The 24,267-nt window shown below is 45.8% G+C and carries 25 protein-coding genes and 1 tRNA gene; 11 read left to right on the top strand and 15 right to left on the bottom strand.

Annotation, left to right across the window (positions count from 1 at the left end):
* Positions 1-255 precede the first annotated feature (255 nt).
* The 4 genes from EHQ17_RS08085 (at position 256) to EHQ17_RS08070 (ending at position 3,430) form a co-directional block, all read left to right on the top strand.
* Entirely contained in the window at positions 256-834 is a 579-nt protein-coding gene (locus EHQ17_RS08085) for a tyrosine-type recombinase/integrase (protein ID WP_135591417.1), read from the top strand.
* 65 nt (positions 835-899) lie between these two features.
* The gene (locus tag EHQ17_RS08080) at positions 900-1,235 is read left to right on the top strand and encodes an STAS domain-containing protein (protein WP_100747943.1); all 336 of its coding nucleotides are present in this window, start codon (positions 900-902) and stop codon (positions 1,233-1,235) included.
* Positions 1,236-1,268: 33 nt separating this feature from the next.
* The gene (locus EHQ17_RS08075) at positions 1,269-2,768 is read left to right on the top strand and encodes an ArnT family glycosyltransferase (RefSeq protein WP_135591419.1); all 1,500 of its coding nucleotides are present in this window, start codon (positions 1,269-1,271) and stop codon (positions 2,766-2,768) included.
* A complete protein-coding gene (locus EHQ17_RS08070) occupies positions 2,765-3,430 on the top strand; it encodes an SGNH/GDSL hydrolase family protein (protein WP_135591421.1) in 666 nt (221 codons plus the stop codon). Before EHQ17_RS08075 ends, EHQ17_RS08070 begins: the two co-directional genes overlap by 4 nt.
* Positions 3,431-3,590: 160 nt before the next feature.
* On the opposite strand, the gene EHQ17_RS08065 is transcribed toward EHQ17_RS08070, so the two are convergent.
* The gene (locus EHQ17_RS08065; protein WP_135591423.1) at positions 3,591-4,676 is read right to left on the bottom strand and encodes an SMP-30/gluconolactonase/LRE family protein; all 1,086 of its coding nucleotides are present in this window, start codon (positions 4,674-4,676) and stop codon (positions 3,591-3,593) included.
* 127 nt (positions 4,677-4,803) lie between these two features.
* Here EHQ17_RS08065 and EHQ17_RS08060 point away from each other — a divergent pair, with 127 nt between their 5' ends.
* Together EHQ17_RS08060 and EHQ17_RS08055 are read left to right on the top strand one after the other, a co-directional pair.
* Positions 4,804-5,061 (top strand): LIMLP_16025 family protein, encoded by a 258-nt coding sequence (locus EHQ17_RS08060; RefSeq protein WP_100747555.1) that lies wholly within the window; start codon positions 4,804-4,806, stop codon positions 5,059-5,061.
* 2 nt (positions 5,062-5,063) lie between these two features.
* Complete coding sequence (locus EHQ17_RS08055; RefSeq protein WP_135591425.1) at positions 5,064-5,948, top strand: penicillin-binding transpeptidase domain-containing protein; 885 nt, start codon at positions 5,064-5,066, stop codon at positions 5,946-5,948.
* Between the two features lie 45 nt (positions 5,949-5,993).
* Here EHQ17_RS08055 and EHQ17_RS08050 read toward each other — a convergent pair.
* Positions 5,994-6,065 (bottom strand) — tRNA-Pro (locus EHQ17_RS08050).
* 66 nt (positions 6,066-6,131) lie between these two features.
* Entirely contained in the window at positions 6,132-6,611 is a 480-nt protein-coding gene (gene sixA / locus EHQ17_RS08045; RefSeq protein ID WP_135591427.1) for a phosphohistidine phosphatase SixA, read from the bottom strand.
* A 127-nt stretch (positions 6,612-6,738) separates the two neighbouring features.
* Here sixA and EHQ17_RS08040 point away from each other — a divergent pair, with 127 nt between their 5' ends.
* From EHQ17_RS08040 to EHQ17_RS08030, 3 genes are all read left to right on the top strand, one after another.
* The gene (locus EHQ17_RS08040) at positions 6,739-7,653 is read left to right on the top strand and encodes an ABC transporter ATP-binding protein (protein WP_135591429.1); all 915 of its coding nucleotides are present in this window, start codon (positions 6,739-6,741) and stop codon (positions 7,651-7,653) included.
* A complete protein-coding gene (locus tag EHQ17_RS08035; protein ID WP_135591431.1) occupies positions 7,646-8,470 on the top strand; it encodes an ABC transporter permease subunit in 825 nt (274 codons plus the stop codon). Before EHQ17_RS08040 ends, EHQ17_RS08035 begins: the two co-directional genes overlap by 8 nt.
* A gap of 90 nt (positions 8,471-8,560) precedes the next feature.
* A complete protein-coding gene (locus EHQ17_RS08030; RefSeq protein WP_135591433.1) occupies positions 8,561-10,081 on the top strand; it encodes an HDOD domain-containing protein in 1,521 nt (506 codons plus the stop codon).
* 6 nt (positions 10,082-10,087) lie between these two features.
* Here the strand turns inward: EHQ17_RS08030 and rsmA are convergent, their stop codons facing one another.
* The 8 genes from rsmA to EHQ17_RS07990 form a co-directional block, all read right to left on the bottom strand.
* Complete coding sequence (gene rsmA / locus EHQ17_RS08025; protein WP_135591435.1) at positions 10,088-10,987, bottom strand: 16S rRNA (adenine(1518)-N(6)/adenine(1519)-N(6))-dimethyltransferase RsmA; 900 nt, start codon at positions 10,985-10,987, stop codon at positions 10,088-10,090.
* Positions 10,950-12,893, bottom strand: a complete 1,944-nt coding sequence (locus EHQ17_RS08020; RefSeq protein WP_135591437.1) for a ComEC/Rec2 family competence protein — start codon at positions 12,891-12,893, stop codon at positions 10,950-10,952. The genes rsmA and EHQ17_RS08020 overlap by 38 nt, the downstream gene beginning before the upstream one ends.
* A 67-nt stretch (positions 12,894-12,960) precedes the next feature.
* Positions 12,961-13,929, bottom strand: coding sequence for a tryptophan--tRNA ligase (trpS, locus tag EHQ17_RS08015; protein WP_135591439.1), 969 nt, complete (start codon positions 13,927-13,929; stop codon positions 12,961-12,963).
* The gene (locus EHQ17_RS08010) at positions 13,926-15,752 is read right to left on the bottom strand and encodes a hypothetical protein (RefSeq protein ID WP_135591441.1); all 1,827 of its coding nucleotides are present in this window, start codon (positions 15,750-15,752) and stop codon (positions 13,926-13,928) included. The genes trpS and EHQ17_RS08010 overlap by 4 nt, the downstream gene beginning before the upstream one ends.
* A gap of 5 nt (positions 15,753-15,757) precedes the next feature.
* Positions 15,758-16,351, bottom strand: coding sequence for a LolA family protein (locus tag EHQ17_RS08005; RefSeq protein ID WP_135591443.1), 594 nt, complete (start codon positions 16,349-16,351; stop codon positions 15,758-15,760).
* Between the two features lie 254 nt (positions 16,352-16,605).
* The gene (locus tag EHQ17_RS08000; protein WP_135591445.1) at positions 16,606-17,565 is read right to left on the bottom strand and encodes an electron transfer flavoprotein subunit alpha/FixB family protein; all 960 of its coding nucleotides are present in this window, start codon (positions 17,563-17,565) and stop codon (positions 16,606-16,608) included.
* 11 nt (positions 17,566-17,576) lie between these two features.
* Positions 17,577-18,338 (bottom strand): electron transfer flavoprotein subunit beta/FixA family protein, encoded by a 762-nt coding sequence (locus EHQ17_RS07995; RefSeq protein WP_135591447.1) that lies wholly within the window; start codon positions 18,336-18,338, stop codon positions 17,577-17,579.
* 82 nt (positions 18,339-18,420) lie between these two features.
* Positions 18,421-18,723 (bottom strand): LIC10362 family protein, encoded by a 303-nt coding sequence (locus EHQ17_RS07990; RefSeq protein ID WP_135591449.1) that lies wholly within the window; start codon positions 18,721-18,723, stop codon positions 18,421-18,423.
* Positions 18,724-18,803: 80 nt separating this feature from the next.
* Between EHQ17_RS07990 and EHQ17_RS07985 the strand changes: the two genes are divergently transcribed.
* On the top strand, positions 18,804-19,988 hold the full coding sequence (locus tag EHQ17_RS07985; protein ID WP_135591451.1) for an acyl-CoA dehydrogenase family protein: 1,185 nt from the start codon (positions 18,804-18,806) through the stop codon (positions 19,986-19,988).
* Entirely contained in the window at positions 19,985-20,680 is a 696-nt protein-coding gene (locus tag EHQ17_RS07980) for an O-methyltransferase (protein WP_135591453.1), read from the top strand. Before EHQ17_RS07985 ends, EHQ17_RS07980 begins: the two co-directional genes overlap by 4 nt.
* A 202-nt stretch (positions 20,681-20,882) precedes the next feature.
* Here EHQ17_RS07980 and EHQ17_RS07975 read toward each other — a convergent pair whose 3' ends face one another.
* The 4 genes from EHQ17_RS07975 to EHQ17_RS07960 all read right to left on the bottom strand — a co-directional run bounded on the left by EHQ17_RS07975 (position 20,883) and on the right by EHQ17_RS07960 (position 24,190).
* The gene (locus EHQ17_RS07975) at positions 20,883-21,593 is read right to left on the bottom strand and encodes a hypothetical protein (RefSeq protein WP_135591455.1); all 711 of its coding nucleotides are present in this window, start codon (positions 21,591-21,593) and stop codon (positions 20,883-20,885) included.
* 290 nt (positions 21,594-21,883) lie between these two features.
* On the bottom strand, positions 21,884-22,801 hold the full coding sequence (locus EHQ17_RS07970; protein WP_135591457.1) for an ankyrin repeat domain-containing protein: 918 nt from the start codon (positions 22,799-22,801) through the stop codon (positions 21,884-21,886).
* A gap of 145 nt (positions 22,802-22,946) precedes the next feature.
* Positions 22,947-23,504, bottom strand: a complete 558-nt coding sequence (locus EHQ17_RS07965; RefSeq protein ID WP_135591459.1) for a hypothetical protein — start codon at positions 23,502-23,504, stop codon at positions 22,947-22,949.
* A 161-nt stretch (positions 23,505-23,665) separates the two neighbouring features.
* Positions 23,666-24,190: an LIC10415 family protein gene (locus tag EHQ17_RS07960; protein WP_135591461.1), complete on the bottom strand. Its 525-nt coding sequence runs from the start codon at positions 24,188-24,190 to the stop codon at positions 23,666-23,668.
* Between the last annotated feature and the right edge of the window lie 77 nt (positions 24,191-24,267).

Genomic DNA, 24,267 nt, shown 5'->3' with positions numbered 1-24,267 from the left:
CTTACGGGTGCGCTGTGCGCTCTGGTCCGGTTGTGCGAAGGGGAGGTTTGGAACGAAAGTTTTCCCTACAAAGAAGTGCGGGAACTCACACGAAAAATCCTATTTTAGAATATTTTAAGAATTTTGAATATTCAAAAATTTTTCTATACTAAATTAATAAAAATTGAATCCTTTTTACTATTCAAAAAAATAGGAGTGAAAACTTTTTTCGTTTTTAAAATCAATGACTCCAATTTCAGGGGAGGAAAGATCCAGATGATAGAAAAACGCGGCAAACATCTTTACCGAAGTTCCGGAATCATTTTTAGCACGGTCGAATTACGGAACATTCTGAATGCGAGTCGATCCAATCCGAAACATTTTACCTGGATTCGGATTCTCCTTCATTTCGGATTAAAAATCGACGAGTTGATTTCCTTACGCAGAGACGACGTGGATTTGAAAAATCGAATTCTAACCGTCCGAGCCGCAGACGGAAAATCGATTCGTACTTTGGATATTCCGCTTTGTTTGTGGAATGACTTTTGGAATTCCGCGTCCGGAAAAACCGACGAAGAATATTTATTTCCCGGCCGCAACGGAAGGTTGCACCGAAAGACGGTTCAAAAAATGATCCGTAAATTGGAAATTTTAACCGGGCTCAAGATCACCCTTGCCAAAATCAGACAAACGATCGCGGTTCGACTGTATCAAAACGGAGTTTCGATTTCTTTCATCGCTTCTTTTTTCGGATTTCGATCGTTGCAAGCCGCTCGTCGATTGATCGTAGTCGAAGTAAAACCACCGGCGGTCAAAAGAATTTTCATAGAAGAAATTATGGATCTCGGCGCTTAAAAAATGAGTTGTAAACGCGTTCCGAGCGCTTAATTTAGTCCTAATTCTCCAAAAGGAAGCCATCTTTGGAAATCAAGACGAAAAAGATCGGTAAGCACACTTTAGTTTCACTCAACGGAAGGTTGGACATCGGACATTCGGACGAAGTCGAAGCGAAATTGTTGGACGATGTGCAATCCGGACAGGGTGATATATTGATCAACCTGGAAAACATTTCTTACATCTCCTCCTCGGGAATCCGCATCTTCGTAGGAATGGTACGCGAGTTGGAAAAGCAGGGAAGGAAACTGAAACTTTGTTGTATCACTCCTCCCGTAAAAAAAGTATTCGATGTGGTCGAACTCTTAGATCTGTTTGAAGTGTACGAAACAGAAAGTTCAGCGCTCGATTCTCTGACCTAAGATCCGGGATTCGTCCCGGATTTCCCGGATCGCATGTCCTGGAAACACTCCCAATCACTTCGATTCAATCCGGCACCGCCGATTCTTTTGGCGGTTCTCATTTTTCTTTTTTTGTGGATTCCCAAAAATGAACGGCTCGAGTTTCCTCCGGTTTGGCCGGACGAAATTCTTTTCTATTCACCTGCACAGGATTTTGCGGAATTCGGAACCCTGAGAACGGAGGTTTTGGAAGGTCTGATCCCCGGAATGGAGAAAGTCACCCTCTGGATGCCGCCCCTGTATCTATTCACCGGCGGAATTTGGATGAAATACGTTTTTCCGGGCATCGAAGGTTTGCGTTTTTTTACGTCTTTCACGGCCGCGTTTTGTATCGCGTTTTTTTATCTGATTCTGAAACGAGTCGGGTTCTCTCCTTGGTCCGCGTTTTTTTCCTGTTTACTTTTGACCACCGATCTTCTTTTTTTGCGGGTCGCAACGATGGCACGGATGGAATGTCTTTGTCTTTTGTTCGCGCTGGGTGCGATGTTTTTATTATCGAAAAGTGCGTTAGACGAAACACCTAGTAAAATCGGAATGTTGGAAGGAGGGGCGTCCGGCTTTCTTTTGGGACTTTCTTTCCTTTCGCATCCGTTCGGTTCCGTATTCGGTATTCCTTCTCTGTATCTTCTTTGGAAACGAAAATCCTTGTATCGTCCTTGGTTTTGGTTCGGTGGAATGTTACCGCTGGCGGTTTGGATCGTCTGGCTTTTGCCGCATTGGGATTCCTTTCTGTTTCAGTTCGGACTACAGTTCGGAAGAAAGAAGGAATTGTTCTCCGTGTTTTCCGCGTTGACCAAAATCAAAATTCTGATCGGAGGATACGAAAATCCCGGAGTAAGAATCCTGTTCTATATTTTTCTTTTCGCAGGAATTTGGATCAACCGTAAATTGCTTCTCGAAAAGAAGGAACGTTTTCTTTATCTTTTTGTGTGGATCGGAGGGACGTTGTTTTTTCTTTTTCTTTCCACGGAATTTTATTATGTGATGTATCTGACGCTTCCCATTTCCGCGTTAGGCGGAATTCTTTTGGAAGAATCGGATCGTAAACGCGTCATCTATACGAGTTCAGGAATCCTATTCTGTAATTTGATCGTTCTGTTTTTGGCTTATCGAAAGGTGGGCTTTCTCAATCCGGAATTCGACCTTGGAAAAAAATTCTCTGAAGAGATAGTTGCCGAACTCAAATATTCGAAGAAGGTTTATCTTCAGGCGATTCCGGATCCGTACTTTCAGTTGAGGAAAAATTATCCGGATCAGAAAATCCTTGAGTTTATTCCAGGAGAACTTCCCGTTCCGTCCGAATCCTTCCTACATACTTTGGATACGATCGATACGTTCGTATTCAGCGAAGGAACCAAACGTAACGAAACGGTCGAAGCGTATCTCAAGGAAAATTCCCCGCAGTTCTATAAAAAAACCGTTTCGGTTTCCCCTTCCACGACGAGAAAGCTGGTCCGCGCCAATGCGGAAATATATTTTCGAAGGAAAAAATGAGATCGAATTCTATTTCGCTTCTTGTGAAACTGAGAATTCTTTCTTTTTGGAATATTCTATTTTTATTATTCGTTAATTGTGTCGGAAAGGAGGAGGAACGACGCGGACTTTCCGCGCTTCTTCCCTTGAGCGGTTCTTTGCTGAAGGTGGGGATCATCGGGGATTCGCTTTCTCAGAGATCGGACGGTTTCGGTCTTCGTGAGAAATTGGGAAATCGTTTTACGGTCACGGATTATTCGGTTTCGGGTAGGGACGTTCCCGGATGGGCGCAGGAAGTAGGCGTAGCTCTTACGGGGGAACATGATTTATGGATCGTGGAACTTGGAACCAACGACGTTTCCGGTTATCCTATCGAACGATTTCCGGATAACTACGAATTTTTGTTAAACGAAATCCGATCTAAAAGTAACGGCGTTATTATGCCTACCGTGCTTCCTCCGACGATTCAGCCCGGATACAGGGAGAAAATACTGAACGTCAATTCTTATCTCAGAAGTTTGGGAGCCGCTTATCCGGTCGCGGATATGGAAACCGTTTTTCTACAGGTTGAGAATTCGATCCCCTTGTATCCGCAAACGGATCCGATTCATCCCAATCCTGTCGGTTACGATCTGATGGGGACGATTTACGCCGATTCGATCCGCAAGTTATATGTCCATTAGGAAACATTGAAATTTTAATATACTAAATTCAATTTTCGATCCTTTCGTTTTCCGAAATTTCCCAACTTGCGCATTTTTCCTTCGGGACCTTCTCTGATAAGGTTTTTTCGTTCGCCGCTTCGTTTAAGGGTTCTCCGAAAGAAAAATTTTGGACAACGTTTTAGTCTTCGTTTTTAAATTCGCAATTCAGCAGAAACGGATCGAAAACCTGAGCGATATAAAGACGGTTTTCAAACGGAATCGCGGTGCTTCCAGCCGAGATCAGATTTCCTTGATTCGAAAAGACCTCCTTATAACTTCCGTCTTCGGAAATTCGAAACACTTGGGTCGGAGCATTGTATTCGGAATTTTTCATATGTCTCAGGAACTGGTATGAGGACCCGTGACCCGTAACGAAAATCCTTCCTTTGGAATCGGTTTCGAGGTTGTCGGTTCCGGAGTTCAGATAAATTTTCTCCGGTTCACCTAACACCGGTTTGCCGTTTTCCCTTCGGATCTTAAACCGAAAAACGCTCCGATCGGAGTAGCCGGATCGATAGAGGAATTCGTTTCCGTTTCCGTCCTTGCGATGAAGGATTCCGTTTCCGAAGGACAATGGGTGACCTAAGTTGGACCAGGTTTTACCGTCGTAGTAGGATATCTCTGCGCGTTTGAAGCCGAATAGGTCGTCCCACAAAAGATAACGAGCCATTCCGCCGACGCCGTGATCGTTGGAAACGTAGATTTCGTTTTCGGAAACCACGAACAGATCGTTGGGACTTGTGAGAAGCGGATCGGTAAGAGTTCCCACATGGAGCCATTTGCGGTCCCGATTTCGTTCGAAAATTTCGATCGTATGTCGAGAGTATAATTTAGGATGTGAGATCGCGTAAATCCGGTAGGAACTCCCGTTTTTGAGAAGGCTGATCCCGTGTGGTCGGAACTCCGGAGGAAATTGCACGGGTAGTTCCTTCGGTTGCGGAGTAGGGGATTGTTTGAGATCGATCCAAAACAATTTTCCCGTCTGGTCTTCTATTCTTCGTTCATGGCTGGAAACGTAGAGGATTTTTTCCTCCGTATCCAAAGCGAAATCTTCCGGGCCGGGAAGTCCTTCGATGCGGGAGCAGCTGCTACCTTCCGGACCGATCGATTTTACATCCACTCCACAGCCGAGAGTGAATTGGATCCCGAGGTAGAGTGTAAATAGGAAAAAAAAGGGGGAGTTCCCACATTTCCGAAGAATTTTCCGCAGATTGAATGTTTTCATTTGTGATCGGAACTTCTTCGAGAAACGAGCCTCGGGCAAGAAGAAAACCAAAAAAAAGATTGCTATTTTTATGCACTGCACAAAAATGACCATAGAAATCCTCGAAATCCAATTGAGGGGTAGCCGTATGGAAAAGAACAAACTAAACGACATAATCAATGCAGGAATCGGCGCTGTTCAAACTTCCCGTGAGATTTTCGATAAACTCGTAGATGATCTCAACGACGGGAAAGAAAAGATCGAACAGAGATTCGATCAGTTGAAAGCCCAGGGCGAAAAAGACATGAGCGATAACGCCTTAAAGTTAAAGGTCAATTTGGCTTGGGGATTGGTCCGTTTCGAAGAGATCCGGGACAATATTCTCAACCATTTCATCAAAAAATAGGTTTGCGTCGTTTTCGCATCCTACTTTCGTTTCTTGCGGTTTTAATTTCCACCGCGGAAATTCAGTCCAAGGAAATTACACTATTCTCAAACTTCACTGACCCTTCTCCCCGAATCCAAGGGGAGAAGGATCTTCTCGAACGAAAATTCGTTCCCGCTTCCACTCTCAAATATTGGATCACGTTGTATCTACTCGAACGGAATTTTGCCACGCCGTCTCTCAAGATAACGAGCGTAGAAACGCATATCCCCGATGCTCCGAGGGATTTGGATCTACGCGAAGCGATGTATTATTCCTCCAATTCCTTCTTTTTATCTTTTTTCGAGGAGGATCCGTCCCGTTATTCGGACTTCGAAGAATTTCTTAGGAAGATAGGATTCGTTCCAACAATATTCAAAAAACATTTTTTAGATAAACGGAATCTATATAAATCGGAGGCGGTTCTCGTTTCGCCGAAATTTCAGCATACTTTTATGACTGAGTTTTTGAAGGACGAAGGTAAATCGAAAGGAATCGCGTCGAAGGTTTTTCTCGATTGGAAAAACGCGGCCTTTTGGTCCGATTGTGCCGTAAAAAATTCCGTCGTCTACGGGAAGACCGGATCACTTTCGGGAGCGTTTTGGTTCTCTGGATTTTTGGAGAAGAAACGTTCGTTTTTCGATCGGTACTTTCGCAATTTTCCGAACGATTATACAGTAATTACGGTTTTACAAACCGGAACCGATGCGAGTCGGGAAGGTGCGATCGATTCTTTTTATCGATTGGCCGGATGTCCAAGAGGATCGATCGGAAACGAAAAAAGTTTTTTTTCTGAAGCAAAATCGATTTCGAACAATTCCAACGATCGATTGATTCTCGTCTTTCGGGGCTTTTTTATTTTTCAGTAAAATCGGTCGTGTCGGTTCAAAGACCAAAAGGAAGGTTATGGAACCTCGGAGTGACTGGATTCGAACCAGCGACCCCTTCCCCCCCAGAGAAGTGCGCTACCACTGCGCTACACCCCGGTTCCAAATATAACTGTAAGAATTTTGGAAAACTCTCTTCTGTAAACTGAAAAAACGGGAAGTGATTCAGAGAAAATCCGGACAAACAAACCAGATGATCTGTCCGTCCAAAAACTTTTCTCGGGGAACGTTGACTGCAAGCGCCGCGCCCGGAGAAAAAAGAAAACTTTTGCCCACGCCTCCGATTCCCAAAAGTTTCTCCGCAAACAGGGAAACGTCGGGGCTATGACCCACCAGTAAAATCGTATCCGAATTCGTGTATTCCTTGATCAAAGGACAAACCCGCGACATATCTTGGCCTGCTTCGAGGTAGTCCAAAGATTCGGTTTCTCGATCGGGATGGAGTATGTCCGTATAAATTTTCGCGGTATCTGCGGTTCTGAGATACGGACTATGATAGATTTTCGTGATCTTAAATCCCACCTGAAAAAAACGCGCCATTTTATGAACGTCGGCTTCTCCCTTGTGTGTGAGACGTCTTTGACGGTCGTTTCCACCGGGAGAAACTGGTTCGGCCTCTCCGTGTCTAGCGATAATAATTTTCATGTCTTTCAGAGGATTGACAGGGATGATTCCCTAAAAATCATTGAGCCGTTTTTGATTTGGAACCTACGTTTGCAAAAAAGGTCCAAGATATCTATATCTATTAGGCTCTGACTCCAAGGAAAAGTTCATGTCCGAATTTGCAATTGAAATCGATTCGATTCAAAAAAAATACAAGGATCAAAACGCCTTAAAAGGCGTTTCTTTACGAGTTCCTCAAGGTTCGGTTTTCGGTTTGTTGGGGCCGAACGGCGCCGGAAAAACCAGTTTGGTTCGGATTCTCATGGGATTCTCCAAACAAAGTTCGGGAAGTTTCCGTCTTTTCGGTCTTCCTTTTTCTCCCTCGATTCGTAGAAGGATCGGTTATTTACCCGAAAAAGTTTCCATTCCCGGTTTTTTATCCGGGGAAGAATTTTTGTCCCTCAGCGGAAAATTGGCGGGAATTCCTTCTTCCGAAATTCGTACGAAATCGAAATCCCTTTTGGAAAAAACGGGAATCGCGGACGCGGGTTCCAAGAAAGTTTCCGGATATTCCAAAGGAATGTTACAACGATTGGGACTTGCGTCCGCTCTGATCGGCGATCCGGAACTTCTGATTCTGGACGAACCCGGTTCTGGTTTGGATCCTAAAGGTTATATCGATTTTCGGGAAACCCTCGTGGAGGAGAATCGTACCAAGGGTACTACTGTATTATTGAATTCTCATAGACTTTTGGAAGTGGAAAAGGTATGTCACGAGATAGGCATTCTCAATCTGGGAACGTTAGCCGCTCTTGGTCCGTTGGAATCTTTGAAAGAGGGAAAAAATCGGATTCATATCCAAGTTGAGTCTATCACCTCGGAATTGGATTCCTACTTACGCAAAATCTCCTCGGAAGTCAAAGTTTCGGAAAATAGGATAGAACTTCTTCCGGGAGAAACGATCGACGTCCGGGTTATTCCGGCGGAACTCGTCTCCCTAGGTGCGAATATTATAAAATACGAAAGGATTACGGAATCACTCGAAGAGGTGTTTCTCAGAGTTACCGGAGGGAACCGTGAATAATTTTTCCTGGATCAAGGACCAATTTCCGAAAACGTTTTCGATCGCGTTTCTTACGTTGCGTGAAACTTTGAGAAAAAGGATCGTATATTTCATTTTTATAATATCCGGTCTTTTTTTGTTTTTGAATTTCTCCTGCCAGATCCAAGTCGGCGGAGAAGATCAGTCGGGAAATCCGAATTTTCAGATTTATATCGTGTTTATCTTTTTCGCGTTTTGGAATACGGTGCTTGCTTTGTTTTTGCCGGTTTCCCTTTTGGGAGAGGAATTGGAAAATAAAACCTACGTTCCGATTTTATCGAGACCGGTTTCGTCCCTGACGTATCTCGCCGGAAAGTCCTTGGGAATTCTTGCCCTGATTGCGGCTAACGCCGTCTTTTTGATCGGAACGTATCTCGCAAAACAGCAGTTTGTCGGCGCGGGATTCTCCTGGGATCTGTTGCGCGCCGCCCTTTGTATGTTTTCCGTTTTTTACTTTTTGATCCTTTTCGGGTTTTTGCTCGTTTTGAGTTTCGGAAAAAACGCGGCTTTTTTCGCGGGATTGGCGCTGTTGGTGTTCACGACATTCCTGGATTTGTTCATATATGAGTCCGCCGCGGCGAGCGTGGTGCAGACTTCGGATCTCAAAAAGCAGATTTTGGAGATCGTGTATTGGATTCTTCCGCAGGAAGGAACGGTCTTTTTCTTTTCCAGCTCTCTTCTCGCCAAAAGTCTTTCCCAGGTTCATTATTACGGGGAATATTCCCTGATCCAAATCGGTTTTTGGATCCTTTTGTCCTTCTCTCTGGGAAAAGTTGTTCTCGACAGGAAAGAACTTTGATCGAAAAGTACCGATTGACAAAACTGTAAAGAGTCATAATTCTACCTTGGATCGGCGCGGAAGCGGTCCGGGAGTTTCGGAAATCGGTAAATGAAGATTCATTGGTATCATTATGAAAAGGAGGGATATTTTCTCTCCGTTAAAAATCTCAATGAACCGATCGAATCCTTAAATCCGCTTTATCTTAGAATCACCCACCTGAACCGCAATATCGACAAGATCATCAGCTTTCTTCTCGATCGATATCTACAGTATCTCGATATAACTTCCCTTCGCGAATGTATCTTTTCGATTTTGCGGGAGACGATCATGAACGCCGTCAAGGCGAATCAAAAACGGGTCGTGTTCCAGGAAGCGGGTTTGGATATCAAAGATCCTTTGCAATACGCGCAGGGGATGGAACGATTTAAGGCTGAATTGATCAACAACAAGGATCTTTATACGGATCTGCTCGAACGCAACGGACTTCACGTTTTGATCACGTTCGGATTTAATCAGAACAGTTTTTTACTCAAGGTTTCCAACAACGTGGAAATTCTTCCCGAAGAGGATCAAAGGGTTCGGGAAAGAATTTCGAAAGCGCGCTCTTACAACGACCTCTCCGAGGTTTTCGAAAATCACGGCGACGAATCCGAGGGCGCCGGTTTGGGTTTGGCGATGTCGCTTTTGATGCTGAAAAACGAAGGAATTGAAGGCGATTCGTATCGGATCAAGACCGAGGAAGGGGTCACCTCAGCGTACATTAAAATCCCTTTCGAATTCAAAAAACGTAATGTTAATCTTCAGAAAACGGGCGAGATACTTTCCGAATTGGACACTCTTCCGACCTTTCCGGATAACGTGAATCAGATCATGAGTCTGATCAACAAGCCGGATTCCTCCATTCAAAACATCACGGAACTCGTAGCAAGGGACGTATCACTTTCCACGAATATTCTAAAACTTGCAAACTCTGCGTCGTTTTCCCAAAGGACCAGGGTGGATAATCTGGACGACGCGATCAAGGTCATCGGTCTTTCCGAATTGAACAGTATTCTGCTGAGTTTAGGGACGAAAAAAATCCTCGAGGAGCGTTATAAGGAATTCGAGGATATCTGGGAACGTTCGAGTTTGTCCGCGTTTATATGTAGGCGGCTCGGGGAAAGGATGGGTTGGAAAAAACAGACGATCACCGTCCTGGTCTGCGCCGCACTTTTGCACGATGTGGGCCGCGTTATTCTTCTTTCACTGGAACCCGAAATTTCGGGAAAAATTTCCGAGATATTGGGTAATCGCTCCTTCCCTTCCCCGTTGACTTTGGAGGAAGCCGCATTAGGAATTTCGCATACGACTTTGGGAGGAATGATCTGCGAAAAATGGAATTTCTCCGATACGATTCGGGTCGCCGCCGAAATGCATCATCGTCCTCTTCTCGTGAAAAAGGAATTTCAGGACGCCGTTTTCGCGATTTATCTTTCCGATATGATCATCGATATATCCCAAAAATCGGCAGACTTTTCGCTGATTCAAACGGTCGTGCTCAACCATTTCGGATTCAAAAAAGAATCGGAATTCTCCGAGTTTACCGCGGGAATTCTTCAAGAGTACACCGACTTCGGTAAAAAATCGTAGCTCAGATTATATTAGTAATTTCTTAATCGTTTCGGAAAGGATCAAGGCGGTTTCGTGAAATCGCGCCGCTTTTAATTCTTCCGGACGTTTGTCAGTGTCCACTCCGGCTTGTTCGAGAGCGGCGAAACATTCCCCCCTGAATTTTTCCTCCGAAAAAAAACGGGAACCGGTCACCGCGGGAGGAAGCGAAGTAAGCGGTGCGTCGCGAAAGGAGGAGGTCAGTTTTTTTCTTTTCCCCCAAAACGCGATTCTACACAAACATTCCAACGCTAAAAATCCGAACTCGTTCGGAAAAAAGGGAGAATTTTCGTATTCCAATACGGAGGAATCGACGTTCGGCCTCGGATAAAAGGAGCCCGCTTTGACGTCCTTCTTCAATTTCCAACGTCCGTACGAAGATAAGTAAAATTGAATGGAAGAAGGTTCTCCCGAAATACGTTTCGCGAATTCCTTTTGGACCAAAAAGGTGGCTCCCTTGAGTCCTTTCAAATTTTTAACGGCGCTTAACGTTAGTTCGGACGAGATATAGTACGGAAGATTTCCGAAAAGGTAGACGTTTTCGTTTCGGTATTCCGGTAAAAAATCCAACGCGTCCCCTTCGCGGACTTCGAACTCGGGAAGATATTCGCGGAGCCAAGCGGCGTATACGGGGTCGATTTCGAAGAGTGTGACCGGTTTGTCGAACTCCAGCAAACCGTGCGAGATGGCGCCGAGCCCCGGTCCGATTTCCAAAATCCGATCTACGGAGGAAAGAATTTTCTCGTTGAGTCCGGAAAGGATAGAACGGATCGCATTCGGATCGATCAAGAAATTCTGTCCCCATTTTTTCAACGGGGCCGAGGATTTGGACTCCAGAAATTTCCGGATCTCAGAAACTTTCCGAAACGGGTATTCTCTGGAGTTCATGTTTTTCCAGAAACACCCAACCTTCTCCCAACCCAAGCAGTTTTCGATTTCGATTCCAGATCCGCGAATTGTCCTTACTGCCGAAAGGGGTTTCCAATACGATCCAGCCCCTCCCTTTCGCGGTTTTACGCACGAGTTCCGTTAGGGAATCGTGTTTCGTGTGGAAAAGTAAAATTCGGGAATTTCCGGGTAGTTGGATGTCGCGGAACCTTTCCGATTTTCGTATATGTTTCGGATCTTCCGCTTGCACACGTTCCGCGTCCTTTCCCGAATACGAAATCGGAATTTTGGAATCGGAGCGGATACAACGCATCGCCCATTCGAGACAGGATCGGTCATCGACGAAAATTCCGCTTACGTCGATCCCGTTTCGTCGATCGCAAAAAAGTCCGCGTGATCGATAAAACGCTTCCGAAAGTTTTTTATATCCGTATTTGCATTTTCCGGAGAAGTATAGGGAGTTTCGGTTTCTCAACAGAAAAAAATATCCGTTGTTTACGATCCGATTTGTTTCCGGAAAATAATCCGCGGTTCGATATAAAACCGCGTGTACGAATATCATACATAGTACGGAAAACGCTCCCACGATGAAGGCGTTTTTTTTCCGGAAAAATCCCGGTTGTTCGGGAGGCTTCCATAGATCGATTCTGATATCCGAAAGTCGGTTCCTTTTTTTCCGCGAAACACAACGTTCCGAAACATACGCCGCGGCAAACGTCCAAAAACAAAGGAAGATCCATCCGATCATTCCGATCCAAATCGTATTGCCCATTTCCTTATAAAATCCGAGAGGCTCCGCAAGAGTATCGGAAATGCGGAATAGGATTTCGATCATAAATTCGGATACGTTCCAGCAAGGTCGAACGATCCAATCGATTCCGGTTTGTTGCAAGAGAAGAGAAATATAAATCGAAGGTAATACGATTCCGGCGAGAGGAACCACCATCAGATTGAGAAGTACGGAGCCGAAACTGAAGGAACCGAAAGAGTAGAGTAGAACGGGCATCGTTCCCAAACCGGCCGAAAAAGAAACGGAAAGATTTTCCTTTAATATCGAAATAAAACGGTTTTCTTCGTTCATAAAATTAAGAACGAGTTTGGTCGGATTAGAAAAAAGGAATATTCCCGCGACGGCCCCGAAGGAAAGACAAAAAGAAACCGAATGAAACCGCAACGGATCCCATATCCATAAAATCCACGCCGTATTCAAAAGTAGATCCGCAGGTCTAAGTTTCCTCAAAAACACTCCCTGCAAAAGGATTAAACCCGCAAAAACCCAAGCCCTCGCGAGAGAAACCGGATATCCCAGAGCCGAAAGATACAGAAATCCGGTCAGAAGAGGGACGATTCTTGCGATCACAAACGGAAGTCCGGGGATCCGTTTTAAGATCTGAAATTGAACCCCCATCCATATTCCCAAGTGTAATCCGGATGCCGCAAAAAGGTGTAATATTCCGCCTTGTTTGGCCTTTTCTTTGAAATCTTTGGAGAGACGTTTGGATTCTCCAAAAACCAAACCCAGAGCGATTCCTCGCGATTCGGAATCGAGTTCGGCGTTTTCCAGATCGGATCCTATTTTTTCCCGGAAGGATTTTTGAAAGTCCCGTTCGGTTTCCCCGAAGACGACCGTTTCCGTCCGGATTTTTCTTTTAGATTCTTCGATTTGGAATCGTTTCGGATTAAGAAAAATAATAATCGAAAAAAAGAATATTCCAAATAGTAAATATTCTAATTTTTTAATATTATTGTCCGATATGGCCCAGGAAGAGACCGCAAACAGTAGGATTCCCACGGTTAACGGCGATTTTCCCGGGAAAATCGCTTCTAATACCACGCCCATTAGGTTTCCCAGGGCGAATTTCGATACCGCCGAACAAGGCAACCAACCTCGTAAATGTCTGCTCATACCGGACCGGTTCCGGGATGAGTTCGAAAGTTCTAAAAAATCGGGATTTTTTCGACGAAACGTCTATTTAAAATCGATAGATTCCCAGTTCGTTGCGGACTCGATCCAATACGGAGGAGATCGTTTGTCGGGCCTTGTCTCGTCCCTTTTTAAGCGCGTCTCGCACGTAGGTCGGATCCGCGGCGATTTTTTCCCGCTCGGCTCGGTACGGAGCGAAGTAGTCCAGGATATTCTGCAGAAGATTTTTTTTGAGATCTCCGTAGCCGTTTCCAGGAGTCAGAAAACGTTCCCGTAGTTTCTGTTTTTTCGCGTCGTCGAGGAATAAGGAATGGATAGAGTAGATATGGCTTTTATCGGGATCTTTGGCTTCGTCCACGCCGGCAGAATCGGTCATGATGGACATTACGGATTTCTTAAGTTCTTTTTCGGAATCGAAAAAGTTGATCGTGTTTCCGTAGGACTTCGACATCTTTTGCCCGTCCGTTCCGGGAACCAAGGCGGTGGCCTCGTCGATTTCCGGTTCGGGGATTTTAAACACGGATCCGACTTCCCGATTGAAAGCCGCGGCGATATCCCTCGCGTATTCCAGATGTTGTTTCTGATCCTTTCCTACGGGAACCTTATCGCTGTCGAAGCCGAGTATGTCCGCTGCCATCAACACGGGATAAAAGAAAAGTCCTCCTCTCGGATGAAATCCTTTGGCGATCTTATCCTTGTAGGAATGCGCGAGCTCCAACTGATTGACGGAAATAAATTGACTGAGATACCAGGTCAATTCCGCCACTTCGGGAACTCCGGATTGAAGCCAAAACGTACATCGATCCGGATCGATTCCCAAAGCGAGAAAATCGCATACCGCGTTGTACGTGTTGTCCTTCTGTTTTTCCTTGGAGGAAAACGTAGTCAGGGAATGAAGATCCGCCACGAAACAGAATAGATCCGTAGTCGTCTGGTATTCCTTCAGTTTTCGTATGACCGAAAAAAAATTTCCTAAGTGAAGTTTGCCGGAGGGTTGGACTCCCGTCAGAATCCTCATGCTTCCTCCGATCTTGTGGTTTCGTAGGATTTACCGGCCAGCCGTTCGTATTCTTTCATCAATGAATTCAATTCCGTATCTATCTTTTTATGAAGCGTCAGTTTCGTAATCGTAAATTTGTCTTTGTATATCACCGCGTAGTTGTAGAGAAGTTTGGCCATTTCCAAAAACACGAAGTCCAGGGTTTTTCCGTTGAGTCTGTTTCCCGAAACGAGCGCGGAATCGCAGTAAGGTATGAAACGGTGGAGAATCTTGATTTCTTCGATCACCTTCTCTTTGGAAACGAGAACTCTCTCGTTCAACTTTCCGGTGGATTCGTATTGTTTTGCGAGCAGATGGTTTTCCACGAGGATGTTGATCTTTTCCGCGAACTTTCCCATAAACCCGGCAGCGTCTCCGAGAAGTTTCAGGAGGTTTTGCGTGATCTGATCCTCGACGCCTGCGGTCGAAGTGGTGTGTTCGTTGTACGTCGCGAAACTGTATTGGAAACTCGGATACTTTTTGTTAAACGCGTCCAACAAACGGAGCAGGTTGTTGATCTGTTCGATTTCGCTTTTAAAAAGTCCGGGTAACATGATGATCACGTCGCGGCTTTGGTTTTTCGTCCCGATTTTGACCGTTCCTTCGAGAATGGGAGCGTACGAAGCCTGAAAATCCCGAAGAAGAAGATACATCAGTTTGTGCGGGGTTCCCTTAAACGCGGATTTGATGGAAGCGGATTGCATGTTTTCGGGAACGTGATTTTCGAAATAGTCGTCTACGATCAGATTGAGAAAGTCGAAATTCATCCTTCCCTTGTCGTCGATTTTGAAATAACGTTCCCGGAGATTTTGCAGTTCCTCTTTACGGTTGAGTCTGGTTTGTATATCGTCCGCAAGACGGATTAAGGTCGTTTCCACTTCCTTTATGATGTCGGAAGAACCCTGGAATTTCATTTCGTTGATCGGCGGCACGTTGAGTTGTTGTACGATCTCTTCCCAAGTAATCATCCGTTTCGTGGCTACGATATGAAACGCACGAATCGCATCGGTCATTTTCGGTCTTCCGTTTTCCAAGTTGAGGCCGTACGACAAACCGGCCATAATCTGGGGAAGTTTTGGAACCAACTTTTCGTCCTTTTTGATCAGTTCCGGAACCTGGGTCATGATGATATCTTTGGAATCCTCGCGGCTCAGATGTCTGGCGTAGTATAACTCCAGTTTGGTGGCGCGATTGAGAAATATTTCCGGGGAAATCTCGTCGATAAAAAGGCTGTCGAGCGAGATTATGCTGTTTAATAGTTTATTAAAATTTAATACTACGTTGTAGACGAGCGGTTTCCAATATCTCCAACCTTGTTGTTCGCAAAAACGCAAGGCTTGAATCGTCGCGATAATCTGATCCTCTTTCAGAAATTTGAACAGGTTTTGAACGCTCGGAGCGATTTGCAGTTTTCTTCCTAAAAACCCGACTTCGATCGTCCCCGACTCCCTTGCGAACTTGTTGATAGCCGGATTTCCTCCGAAGAGGTTCGCCAAAAATCCGATTCCTGCGGAAGGGGGTTCGTTCCGTTTGGCGGTCGTCGATTTGGCTGCGGTTTTGACGGGTGTGGAACTTTTTTCGGAAGAGCGTTTCGATCTTTCTTCTTCTTCGGACTTTTTGTTTTCTTCCTGCTTCTTCTTGTCGAACTCTTCGTCCACCTTCTTCATCAAATCGATACGAATGAAAATATCGTTCGATTTCTGGATGACTTCGTCGATTTTCTCCTGATGTTCCGGACTTCTCTGTTTACGATATAAGTCCGCGAAAATTTTGTGAGCGTCGGTCCTAGAGTTGAAAGACAAGCCGTTTATTCCTTTTCGTTCAACGGATTTTCCACGATTTGTGCGCTGGAAGGCGCGCTGAAGTTGAACAAAGAAGCGGATAAACCGACGTTCGTCTGCACACCGGAAAAACTCACGGAAGTGTATTCTCCCGATCCTCTGTGTTTCATCCGTAAAGATTTTGGGGTATTGTCAGGGTTCATCGTAACCACGATTTCTTCGTATGTTTTTGTGGAGGATTTCAGCCGAATCGAACCGCCGACCTGAGTCACTTCTTCGTAGCCGCTGAGTAAACCGAAAACTCCGCCGGAAGTCCCGCGTAGATCCTGTTTTCCTACGATCGCTCGTGCGGGTGAATAAAACCAAAGAAATCTTCCGTTGGAGGATACGACCCTTCCGTCGGAAAATTTGACGTGTAAATAGTTAGGTTTCTTAAAAGAAAGTGTTCCGGAAAGTTCGTTATTGATCGTTACGCTGGCTCGTAAGGAGGAGATTTCTCCCATTCTTCCCAAAAGCGCGCCCAATCTGTCTCGTCCAGGGTCCCCTGAAACAGAAATGCCGCAGACCAAAATCAGTGCTGCGGCAACCCGGAGGATTCTCCTGATGTTCAAAAATGCCATAGTTTCAAACTATGGGCACAGGTTGATTATCCAAGTACTTTTTTTGAATAAAAACTCATGCTCAACTTCCTCTAACGCGATTTCGCTAATATCTCGCTTCCTAAGGGGCGCTCGATAGATCGCGAAATTCTCAATTCTGAGAATAACCAAAAATTACGCTCCGCTATTTTTGGTTTATTTCGCTCTCTGAACTCAATATCTCGCTTCCTAAGGGGCGCTCGATAGATCGCGAAATAGGGCGTTTCGCAGATTGATTATCCCAGTACTTTTTTGAACTCGGCTGTCACCGCAGGAACCACTTCGAAAAGATCACCTACGATTCCGTACGTCGCAACTTTGAAGATAGGAGCGTCTCCGTCTTTGTTGATCGCTACGATATACTTAGAAGATCCCATTCCCGCTAAGTGCTGAATCGCGCCGGAAATTCCGCAAGCGATGTAGCAGTTCGGAGATACGGTTTTTCCGGTTTGTCCGACTTGGTGAGAATGGGAAATCCAACCCGCATCCACGGCCGCGCGAGAAGCTCCGAGAGCCGCTCCGAGTGTGTCCGCAAGTTCTTGGAGAATCGGCCAGTTTTCCGGTCCTTTGATTCCGCGTCCGCCGGATACGATGATGGAAGCCTCGGTAAGTTGTACCTTAGATCCTCCACTCAAATCGGAAGATACGATTTTTACTTTCGCATCGCCCGCGGATGGAGAAGCCGCTTCCACCGCGCCCGCGCCCGCTTTTTGAGTGATCTCTTGGGAGTTCGGACGAACGGTGAACACTTGAATCGCGCTCGTAACTTTAAAGTTTGCGTATGCTTTTCCGGAATAGATCGGTTTTTTCGCCACGACCTTTCCTCCGTCCACGGAGAATCCGACCACGTCGGCGACGATTCCCGCGCCTACTTTTACGGCAACGCGAGGAGAATAATCCTTTCCTTGGGAAGTGTGCGGAAGAAGAACCACGGCAGGGTTTTGCGCTTTGATCACTTCGGCAACTTGATTGGAATAGGTTTCCGCGTTGTAATCACCCGAGTTTACGGTGATGATCGTATCAGCTCCTACCGCGGCCAATTCGGGAGCGTGTTTTTCCACTCCGCTTCCGATCAGAAGAGCTACAACTTTTCCTCCGATGGAATCAGCGATCTTTCTTCCTGCGGAAGTGATTTCTCTGGAGATTTTTTTCAGTTCTCCGTCTTTTAATTCGCCAACAATTAATACGTTGCTCACTGGTGTTCTCCTTATATAACCTTAGCTTCTTCTCTAAGAGCTTTTACGAGTTGAGACGCGAAAGCGTTCGCATCCGCAGCTTCCAATTTTCTACCCGGAATCCGAGGTGGAGGAGGTTCGAGTCCTACGACTTCGATCTTGCTCGACGGATTTCCGAGATCCGCGGCGGATTTCGTTTCCACCGGTTTTTTCTTAGCGGTCATGATTCCTTTGAGAGAAGGGTAACGAGGTTCGTTGAGTCCTTTTTGAGCGGTCAATGCGACCGGGGTGGAGGTTTCGATGGATTGTGTTCCACCTTCCACTTCTTTCGTAGCTTTTACCGCGGTTCCGTTGATTTCCAAACTTACCGCAAATGCTACGTGAGGAATGGAAAGAAGTTCCGCGACTTGAACTACAACTTGAGAAGAGTCCGTATCGATGGATTGTCTTCCTCCGATGATCACGTCCGCGTTTTCGCCTTTTGCGAAATTTGCGATCAGTTCCGCGGTGTTGTTCGTGTCGAAAGGAACGTAGTTGTCCACTTTGATATGAACCGCACGATCGGCGCCCATTGCATAAGCGGTTCTCAGAGCTTCTACGACTCTGTCCGGTCCGAGGGAAATCGCGATCACTTCGCCGCCGTGTTTTTCACGAAGCCTGATTCCTTCTTCGATGGCGAATTCATCGTAGGGAGAGATAATCCATTTGATTCCGGCTTCATTGATGGATTTATCGCCTACTTTAATGCTGGTTTCGGTGTCAGGTACCTGTTTCACTAATACGATGATTTTCATTTAAATGGGTACTCCAAAAAATTAGTGCTGTTAACACAAAAATCTTGTGTCTACGTAGTGCAAACCACTTTTTTGAGCGGGTTTACGCGCTCTCCGAGGATGTGAGAAGATATTTCAACCAGTAATAGGTCCAGATCATAAATCCGATTACGATCAGAACGTTCGCGTCCGTTTTTAAGAAGAACGCAAGTCCCCAAAACAGGGGAAGTAACATCCATGCGAAAAGAGACAGAAGTAGAAAAACGGAATTCCTCCGAAGAGGGAAACGAAAAGCGTTCTGAAACGTCGGACGCAGAGAAGACAGTTTTTTCGGTCCCTGAAACTCCTTATAAGATAGAACGAAAAAAAATCCGCAAAGGATTGTCAAAATCAGAGCGTAGATCATAAGATAGTTTTTGGAAAATAAAGATTCTCTGTCGAGCTTGTTTTGAGTGAAGGAAGAGGATACTAGAGAAGAGGATATCGATGAAAGCGTTGCTTGAAAAACCGAATGACTTATACAACCCGACCGAGAATCATCTCGCGCTTCGGGAAACCGTCGCAAAGTTCGCTAAGGAGAATATGGATGCCCAGGCGAAAGAAAACGACGAGCACGAAACCTTTAACCTTCCGCTCTTTCGCAGAATCGGCTCGGAGTTGGGACTTTTCGGAGTCACGGTTCCCGAAGAGGACGGAGGAATGGGAATGGACGCGGTGGCGGCCGTCATCATTCACGAGGAAATGTCCGCGTATGATCCCGGATTTATGCTTTCTTATCTCGCTCACGAAGTACTGTTCGTAAATAATTTCTATCACAGTTCCAATGCGGTACAAAGGGCCAAATATCTTTCCAAAGTGATTTCCGGGGAATGGATCGGCGGAATGGGAATGACTGAACCCGGAGCCGGAACCGACGTGCTCGGAATGCGGACGATCGCCACCAAAAAGGGCGACAAATACGTGTTAAACGGTTCCAAACAATACATCACCAACGGAAACACGGGAAGCGTTTTTCTCGTTTACGCAAAGCTGAGTAAGGATTCCAAAAAAACCACGGCGTTTTTGGTCGAGAGTTCGTTTCCGGGATTCAGCGTGGGAAAAAAAGAGGAGAAGATGGGAATGCGTTCTTCGCCTACGACCGAACTCGTATTCGAGGATTGTGAAGTTCCCGCGGAAAATTTACTCGGTCAGGAAGACGGTGCGCTCGTTCACATGATGCGAAATCTCGAAATCGAAAGGATCACTCTTGCGGCGCAATCTTTGGGAATCGCAAAACGTTGTGTAGACGTGATGGCCGATTATACGATTCGTCACCGGGAAGCCTTCGGAAAAAAACTCGCGGAGTTCGGTCAGATCCAAAGATTTTTGGCGGAATCCTACGCGGACTATCAAGCGGCGCGCGCGCTCGTGTACGACGTCGCTTCTAAGATCAATCCGGAGAATCGAAATTCTTTGGGAGCGGCTTCCGCAAAATTAGTCGCCACACAAATGGCGGAGCGCGTGTCCCGAAACGCGATCCAAGCTCTCGGCGGTTACGGGTATTGCAGGGAATATCCGGTGGAACGATTGCATAGGGATGCGATCCTTCTTTCGATCGGAGGGGGAACCAACGAAGCGATGCAGAAAAATATCGTCGCGGATCTCAAAAAGATTTACGGAGATCTCGGCTGAGTCGGAAGAACATTCGACTCACCGAAAAACTGGAAGAGTATATCTTCCGTAATTCCGTTCGCGAATCGCCCGCGTTCCGTAAGTTGAGAGACGAAACCGGAACGTTGGCGCAAGCCAACATGCAGATCAGTCCCGAAGAAGGGCAGTTTCTCGGCTTACTCGCCAAACTTTCCGGAGCGAAACGGATTTTAGAAATCGGAACCTTTACCGGATATTCCTCGTTGTGTTTCGCTTCGGCTTTGCCCGACGACGGAGTTCTTCTTTGTTGCGATATCAGCGAAACTTGGACGGATATCGCGCGCAAGTATTGGAAAGAGACCGGTCTGGAGCATAAAATCCGTCTGAGGCTCGGTTCCGCATTAGAAACTTTGCAAATTCTACTCGATTCCGATTCGTTTCCTGATTGGGCTTCCGGTTTCGCGTTCGGACGGTCCTCGATCGATTTGGTTTTTTTGGACGCCGACAAGGAAAATTATCCGCATTATTATCCTTTAATATTAGAACTTCTTAAACCGGGTGGGCTTTTGATCGTGGATAACGTGCTTTGGGACGGCAGCGTCGCGGATGTTTCCCATCAGGAACCTTCCACGATCGCGATCCGTAAACTCAACGAGACGATTTTTCGCGACAATTCCGTGGACATCAGTATGGTGCCGATCGCCGACGGAATTTCGTTGATCCGAAAATTATAGACGTGTTTCGATCCGCTTGATCGTTGTGCGGACCGCCGCAACTTCGTAAAGATCGCGGATGACGACTTCGGACGAATCGCGGATTCGTTCCGGCGGAAGAAGGTTTTTGTTCGAAATTTTTTCGGGTCCTCGCGGGGGTTAAGTTATAAAGAAACGTCCCAAACGATTTAAAGATTCATTTTCGAAATCTTTATCGAATTCTTCAAAAGCTGAAACCTACATATGGATAAAACATCTGAAAATATTCCATCGTTCCGAATCTTTGTTCGAGGTATTTTTGGTAGGCCCATACGTCTAAAACGCTTGCGGATGCGCCTAAACGAGGTTCGGTGTATACGAAAAAATCGACCTTTTGTTCCGCGTAATAACGGATGAATTGAACGCCTAAATAAATTCCGTTCGAAAAAACCCAGCGAAATCCGATTCCCAATCCGATCATACTCGCGCGTCTCGGAGTCGCGGTATAAGCGTAAGGACTTTCCTGAATCACGGATTGATGATTCAAAGGATTGACGGTCAGATATTCGTGAGCGGTGACTTTAAACAGTTGTTGTGAACCGATCAATCCGGTAAGATGCATCGGAATTTTATCGAAGGGAAACCAGTCTACACCCACCGAGGAGAAGTTGGCTTTTGCGTTCCATTCGGATTTTGTCTCCACGAGCGAGTTCGTATTGTCGTCGAAGGAAAGTCCGGTGATCGTTCCTCCGCGAAATGCGGCCGCGGTCAAAAATACGGATAGATTGGAAGTGAGATTATAGTTTATCCTCAATAAAGGAAGTTGCGGAAAAAAAATTCCTCCTACTTGGAGCCGCCTTTGCGTTCTTCGTTCCGCTTGCGCGGTTTCGGTAGGTTGTTCTTTCTCCTGTGACACGGCCGAAATGGACGGATAAACTACGAGAAGAAATAACATTATAAATTTTGAATATTTTGATTTGTTTGCGAATCGGAACATGGGTGATATTTACGAACTACAACCGTTCGAGTAAATGAAAATTCCGCAAAATCCGGAGGGAGCTGAATCTCTTTCTATAAGTTTGTTGTCGATTTTTAAGAGGGGAGCCGAATTTGGGACGCGTAATATCGTAAGGGCAGCTTGATCTTTGTGCGGACCGCCGCAACTTCGTAAGGATCGCGGATGACGACTTCGGACGAATCCACTTCAGACGAATTCTATGAATTGCTCGAAGTCGTTTTATCGTATTATTTTTTAGGTTTTTCTAATGTGTTTGTCGCGGCTCTTCTTTGGACGATCCACTCGGCGAGATTTTGACCCGACTCGGTCCATTCGAATTCCTGATAATGGAAGTATTCCTTTTCTTCCGCGCAGAACGTACGATTGCTGACGCGTTCCGGTTCCTTATACGCCGCTTCGAACAGATTCTCCGGCATGGAGGTTTCGTGTCCGCCGGCTATGTGTCTGTACGACGGATAGGTTTTGTTTTCTATCTTCTTGAGTGCGGATTTGGAAAGATCCAGATTCTTCAATCCCTTGGATTTTAGATAGGAGAAGAAGGAGAGGGCGGCTTTGTTTTTCTTATCTGACGTCAGCATGGTCTCGAAGACGTTCGCTCCGGTTTTAGGATCGTATTGATTTACGTTCGCACCTTTTTCGATCAGAAATTTAGCGAGGTCGTATTTTCCGTTGTGGATCGCGTTGTACAGAGGGCTTCTATAATAGGTGAATCCGGTTCGCTGGTGGTTGTTGTATCTGTATCCTCCGATCTTTACGTTCGCTCCGGCGTCTACGAGTAATTTGGCGGTTGCGACGTCCGCGACGAAAGACAACGGAGTGAATTTATCCCGCACGTATTCTTCGTGGTGTAATACGAGCCCTCCGATGCTCATAGTATTTTCGTAATCGCAGTCTTTTCCTCGAATGTTCGGGTTTGCACCTTTGGACAACAAGAGTTGTACGAGTTCCTTGTTGCCGGTCGCCGCCGCGGCTTCGAGCGGAGTTTCGCAATCGGATACGTCGTTGGGGTTTGCGCCGTCGTTGATCTTTTGGATAACGGCGGCGGTATTTCCGGACTTGATCATTTCCGCTGTGCTCGTGCAATTTGCGAAGACGATGGTCGTGCAGAAAAGAATCGTCGTTGTTACGGTTTGTTTGAATGTCATGGTTTTTCCTTTTGTATAAAAGATTCTTTGTGTATCGGGATCGGTCGTTTTTACGACCGTGCCCGATCTTGATTCGCGGAGTTTCGTCGGAATTCCGACCGGAGACTTACGACGAAACTCCGCGAGTTCCAATGCCGGCGGATTTTTAAAAAACCCGGAGCGTCACGTCTCCGGGTAAGGGATCTCCCACATGGAGGCCGCTCATAAAAATGATTCCGTCGAAGTCCTTTGAAAAATTAAATTCGACGCTCGCCTGAGAATTTGCGTTTACGTAAATTTGGGTGGAAGAAGCGAACGCGCTGTTTGGTCCGATAAACGAAATCGAGGATCCGTGACAACCGCCTTTGATGAAATTATAACCGAGTCCGCTTCCCACGCCTTGGTATTGGATATCGGTCGTAATCGAAGAAACCCGTAAGGTCTGCCCCGTCTTCGCCACCAGGCGGAGGATCGCTTTCGGTAGTACAGTGGAAGTACTCGACGAATTTGAATATTGCGGTTTATACACGAATTCCACGATGAGCCCGTTGTATGTATCCGAGATGACGTCGTTTCCGGTCACACAATCGTATTTCGTAAACATATCGATCAAAAGACTGTTTTCGATGTATGTGCTGAGTTCGTTTTCTTTTTTCTTCTCGTCGGGACAAGCTGTGAAAAAGAATAAAAGTAGGCAAAGAAGAAAAAGATATTTAAATTTCATTCCGACAGAGAGCGTTGAAGCGGTAGAGCGTCCATCGAAAATCGAGGAAAGGGAAGGGCAAAATATAATATGATGATTATCTTATATGGAAACGATCTTTCTCGAGGTGGATCAGAGGAACGGAAAAATAGGGGGAATTAGGATTCGAAATTCCCCGATTCTTATTCTTTAATCAGTCGTTCTATGGTTTTTTCGGAGAATTCTTTCATGGGGACACCTTTACCGACGATCGTTTCCAAAGACTTGGAGAAATTCTCCCGTCCTTTTAACATTCCCACCGAGAAGATGTTTTCCGATTCCACTTCCAGATTTCGGATCGAATCGTTGAGATGATTCTTTTTTTCCTGAATCTGTTGTTTGAGAACGGCTCGATCCATATCGGGAGTTTCGGTCAATTCCCGAAACAAAGGGGTTTCGCCGAAGAGGATGTTGATCAATTCGCTGTTAGGCGTATTGCCCTCGTTCAGAATACCGAGTTTCATCTGTTCTTTGGAAAATTCGCCCTGTAGTCCGGAAAGCGTTTCCTGTATTTTTAGGTAACGTGCCGTGAGTGCCGAAGAAAATTCGGTTTTATCCAGACTTCCTTGTCCTTCCGCATTCGTTACGGATTTTCCGGAAACGGAAGACCGTTTATCGCGGATGAGCTTTTCCGCCGAGCTGATTAGATTCGTGAGTGGAACTTCCATGTTCTTTCCTCCTCTCAGAATTTGAGATCCGGAAAGAAAACCCGTTTCGGTTTATACGGAGAAGGGACTTCTTTCCT

The organism is Leptospira gomenensis, from assembly GCF_004770155.1.
Lineage (GTDB): Bacteria > Spirochaetota > Leptospiria > Leptospirales > Leptospiraceae > Leptospira > Leptospira gomenensis.
Note: the sequence above shows the minus strand (reverse complement) of the source record. Positions and strands in the feature narration are given on the sequence as shown.

Coding starts and splice junctions, on each gene's coding strand:
- EHQ17_RS08085 (WP_135591417.1), top strand. CDS start 256: ATGATAGAAAAACGCGGCAAACATCTTTACCGAAGTTCCGGAATCATT.
- EHQ17_RS08075 (WP_135591419.1), top strand. CDS start 1,269: ATGTCCTGGAAACACTCCCAATCACTTCGATTCAATCCGGCACCGCCG.
- EHQ17_RS08070 (WP_135591421.1), top strand. CDS start 2,765: ATGAGATCGAATTCTATTTCGCTTCTTGTGAAACTGAGAATTCTTTCT.
- EHQ17_RS08065 (WP_135591423.1), bottom strand. CDS start 4,676: ATGAAAACATTCAATCTGCGGAAAATTCTTCGGAAATGTGGGAACTCC.
- EHQ17_RS08060 (WP_100747555.1), top strand. CDS start 4,804: ATGGAAAAGAACAAACTAAACGACATAATCAATGCAGGAATCGGCGCT.
- sixA (WP_135591427.1), bottom strand. CDS start 6,611: ATGAAAATTATTATCGCTAGACACGGAGAGGCCGAACCAGTTTCTCCC.
- EHQ17_RS08040 (WP_135591429.1), top strand. CDS start 6,739: ATGTCCGAATTTGCAATTGAAATCGATTCGATTCAAAAAAAATACAAG.
- EHQ17_RS08030 (WP_135591433.1), top strand. CDS start 8,561: ATGAAGATTCATTGGTATCATTATGAAAAGGAGGGATATTTTCTCTCC.
- rsmA (WP_135591435.1), bottom strand. CDS start 10,987: ATGAACTCCAGAGAATACCCGTTTCGGAAAGTTTCTGAGATCCGGAAA.
- EHQ17_RS08020 (WP_135591437.1), bottom strand. CDS start 12,893: ATGAGCAGACATTTACGAGGTTGGTTGCCTTGTTCGGCGGTATCGAAA.
- trpS (WP_135591439.1), bottom strand. CDS start 13,929: ATGAGGATTCTGACGGGAGTCCAACCCTCCGGCAAACTTCACTTAGGA.
- EHQ17_RS08005 (WP_135591443.1), bottom strand. CDS start 16,351: ATGGCATTTTTGAACATCAGGAGAATCCTCCGGGTTGCCGCAGCACTG.
- EHQ17_RS07995 (WP_135591447.1), bottom strand. CDS start 18,338: ATGAAAATCATCGTATTAGTGAAACAGGTACCTGACACCGAAACCAGC.
- EHQ17_RS07990 (WP_135591449.1), bottom strand. CDS start 18,723: ATGATCTACGCTCTGATTTTGACAATCCTTTGCGGATTTTTTTTCGTT.
- EHQ17_RS07985 (WP_135591451.1), top strand. CDS start 18,804: ATGAAAGCGTTGCTTGAAAAACCGAATGACTTATACAACCCGACCGAG.
- EHQ17_RS07975 (WP_135591455.1), bottom strand. CDS start 21,593: ATGTTATTTCTTCTCGTAGTTTATCCGTCCATTTCGGCCGTGTCACAG.
- EHQ17_RS07970 (WP_135591457.1), bottom strand. CDS start 22,801: ATGACATTCAAACAAACCGTAACAACGACGATTCTTTTCTGCACGACC.
- EHQ17_RS07965 (WP_135591459.1), bottom strand. CDS start 23,504: ATGAAATTTAAATATCTTTTTCTTCTTTGCCTACTTTTATTCTTTTTC.
- EHQ17_RS07960 (WP_135591461.1), bottom strand. CDS start 24,190: ATGGAAGTTCCACTCACGAATCTAATCAGCTCGGCGGAAAAGCTCATC.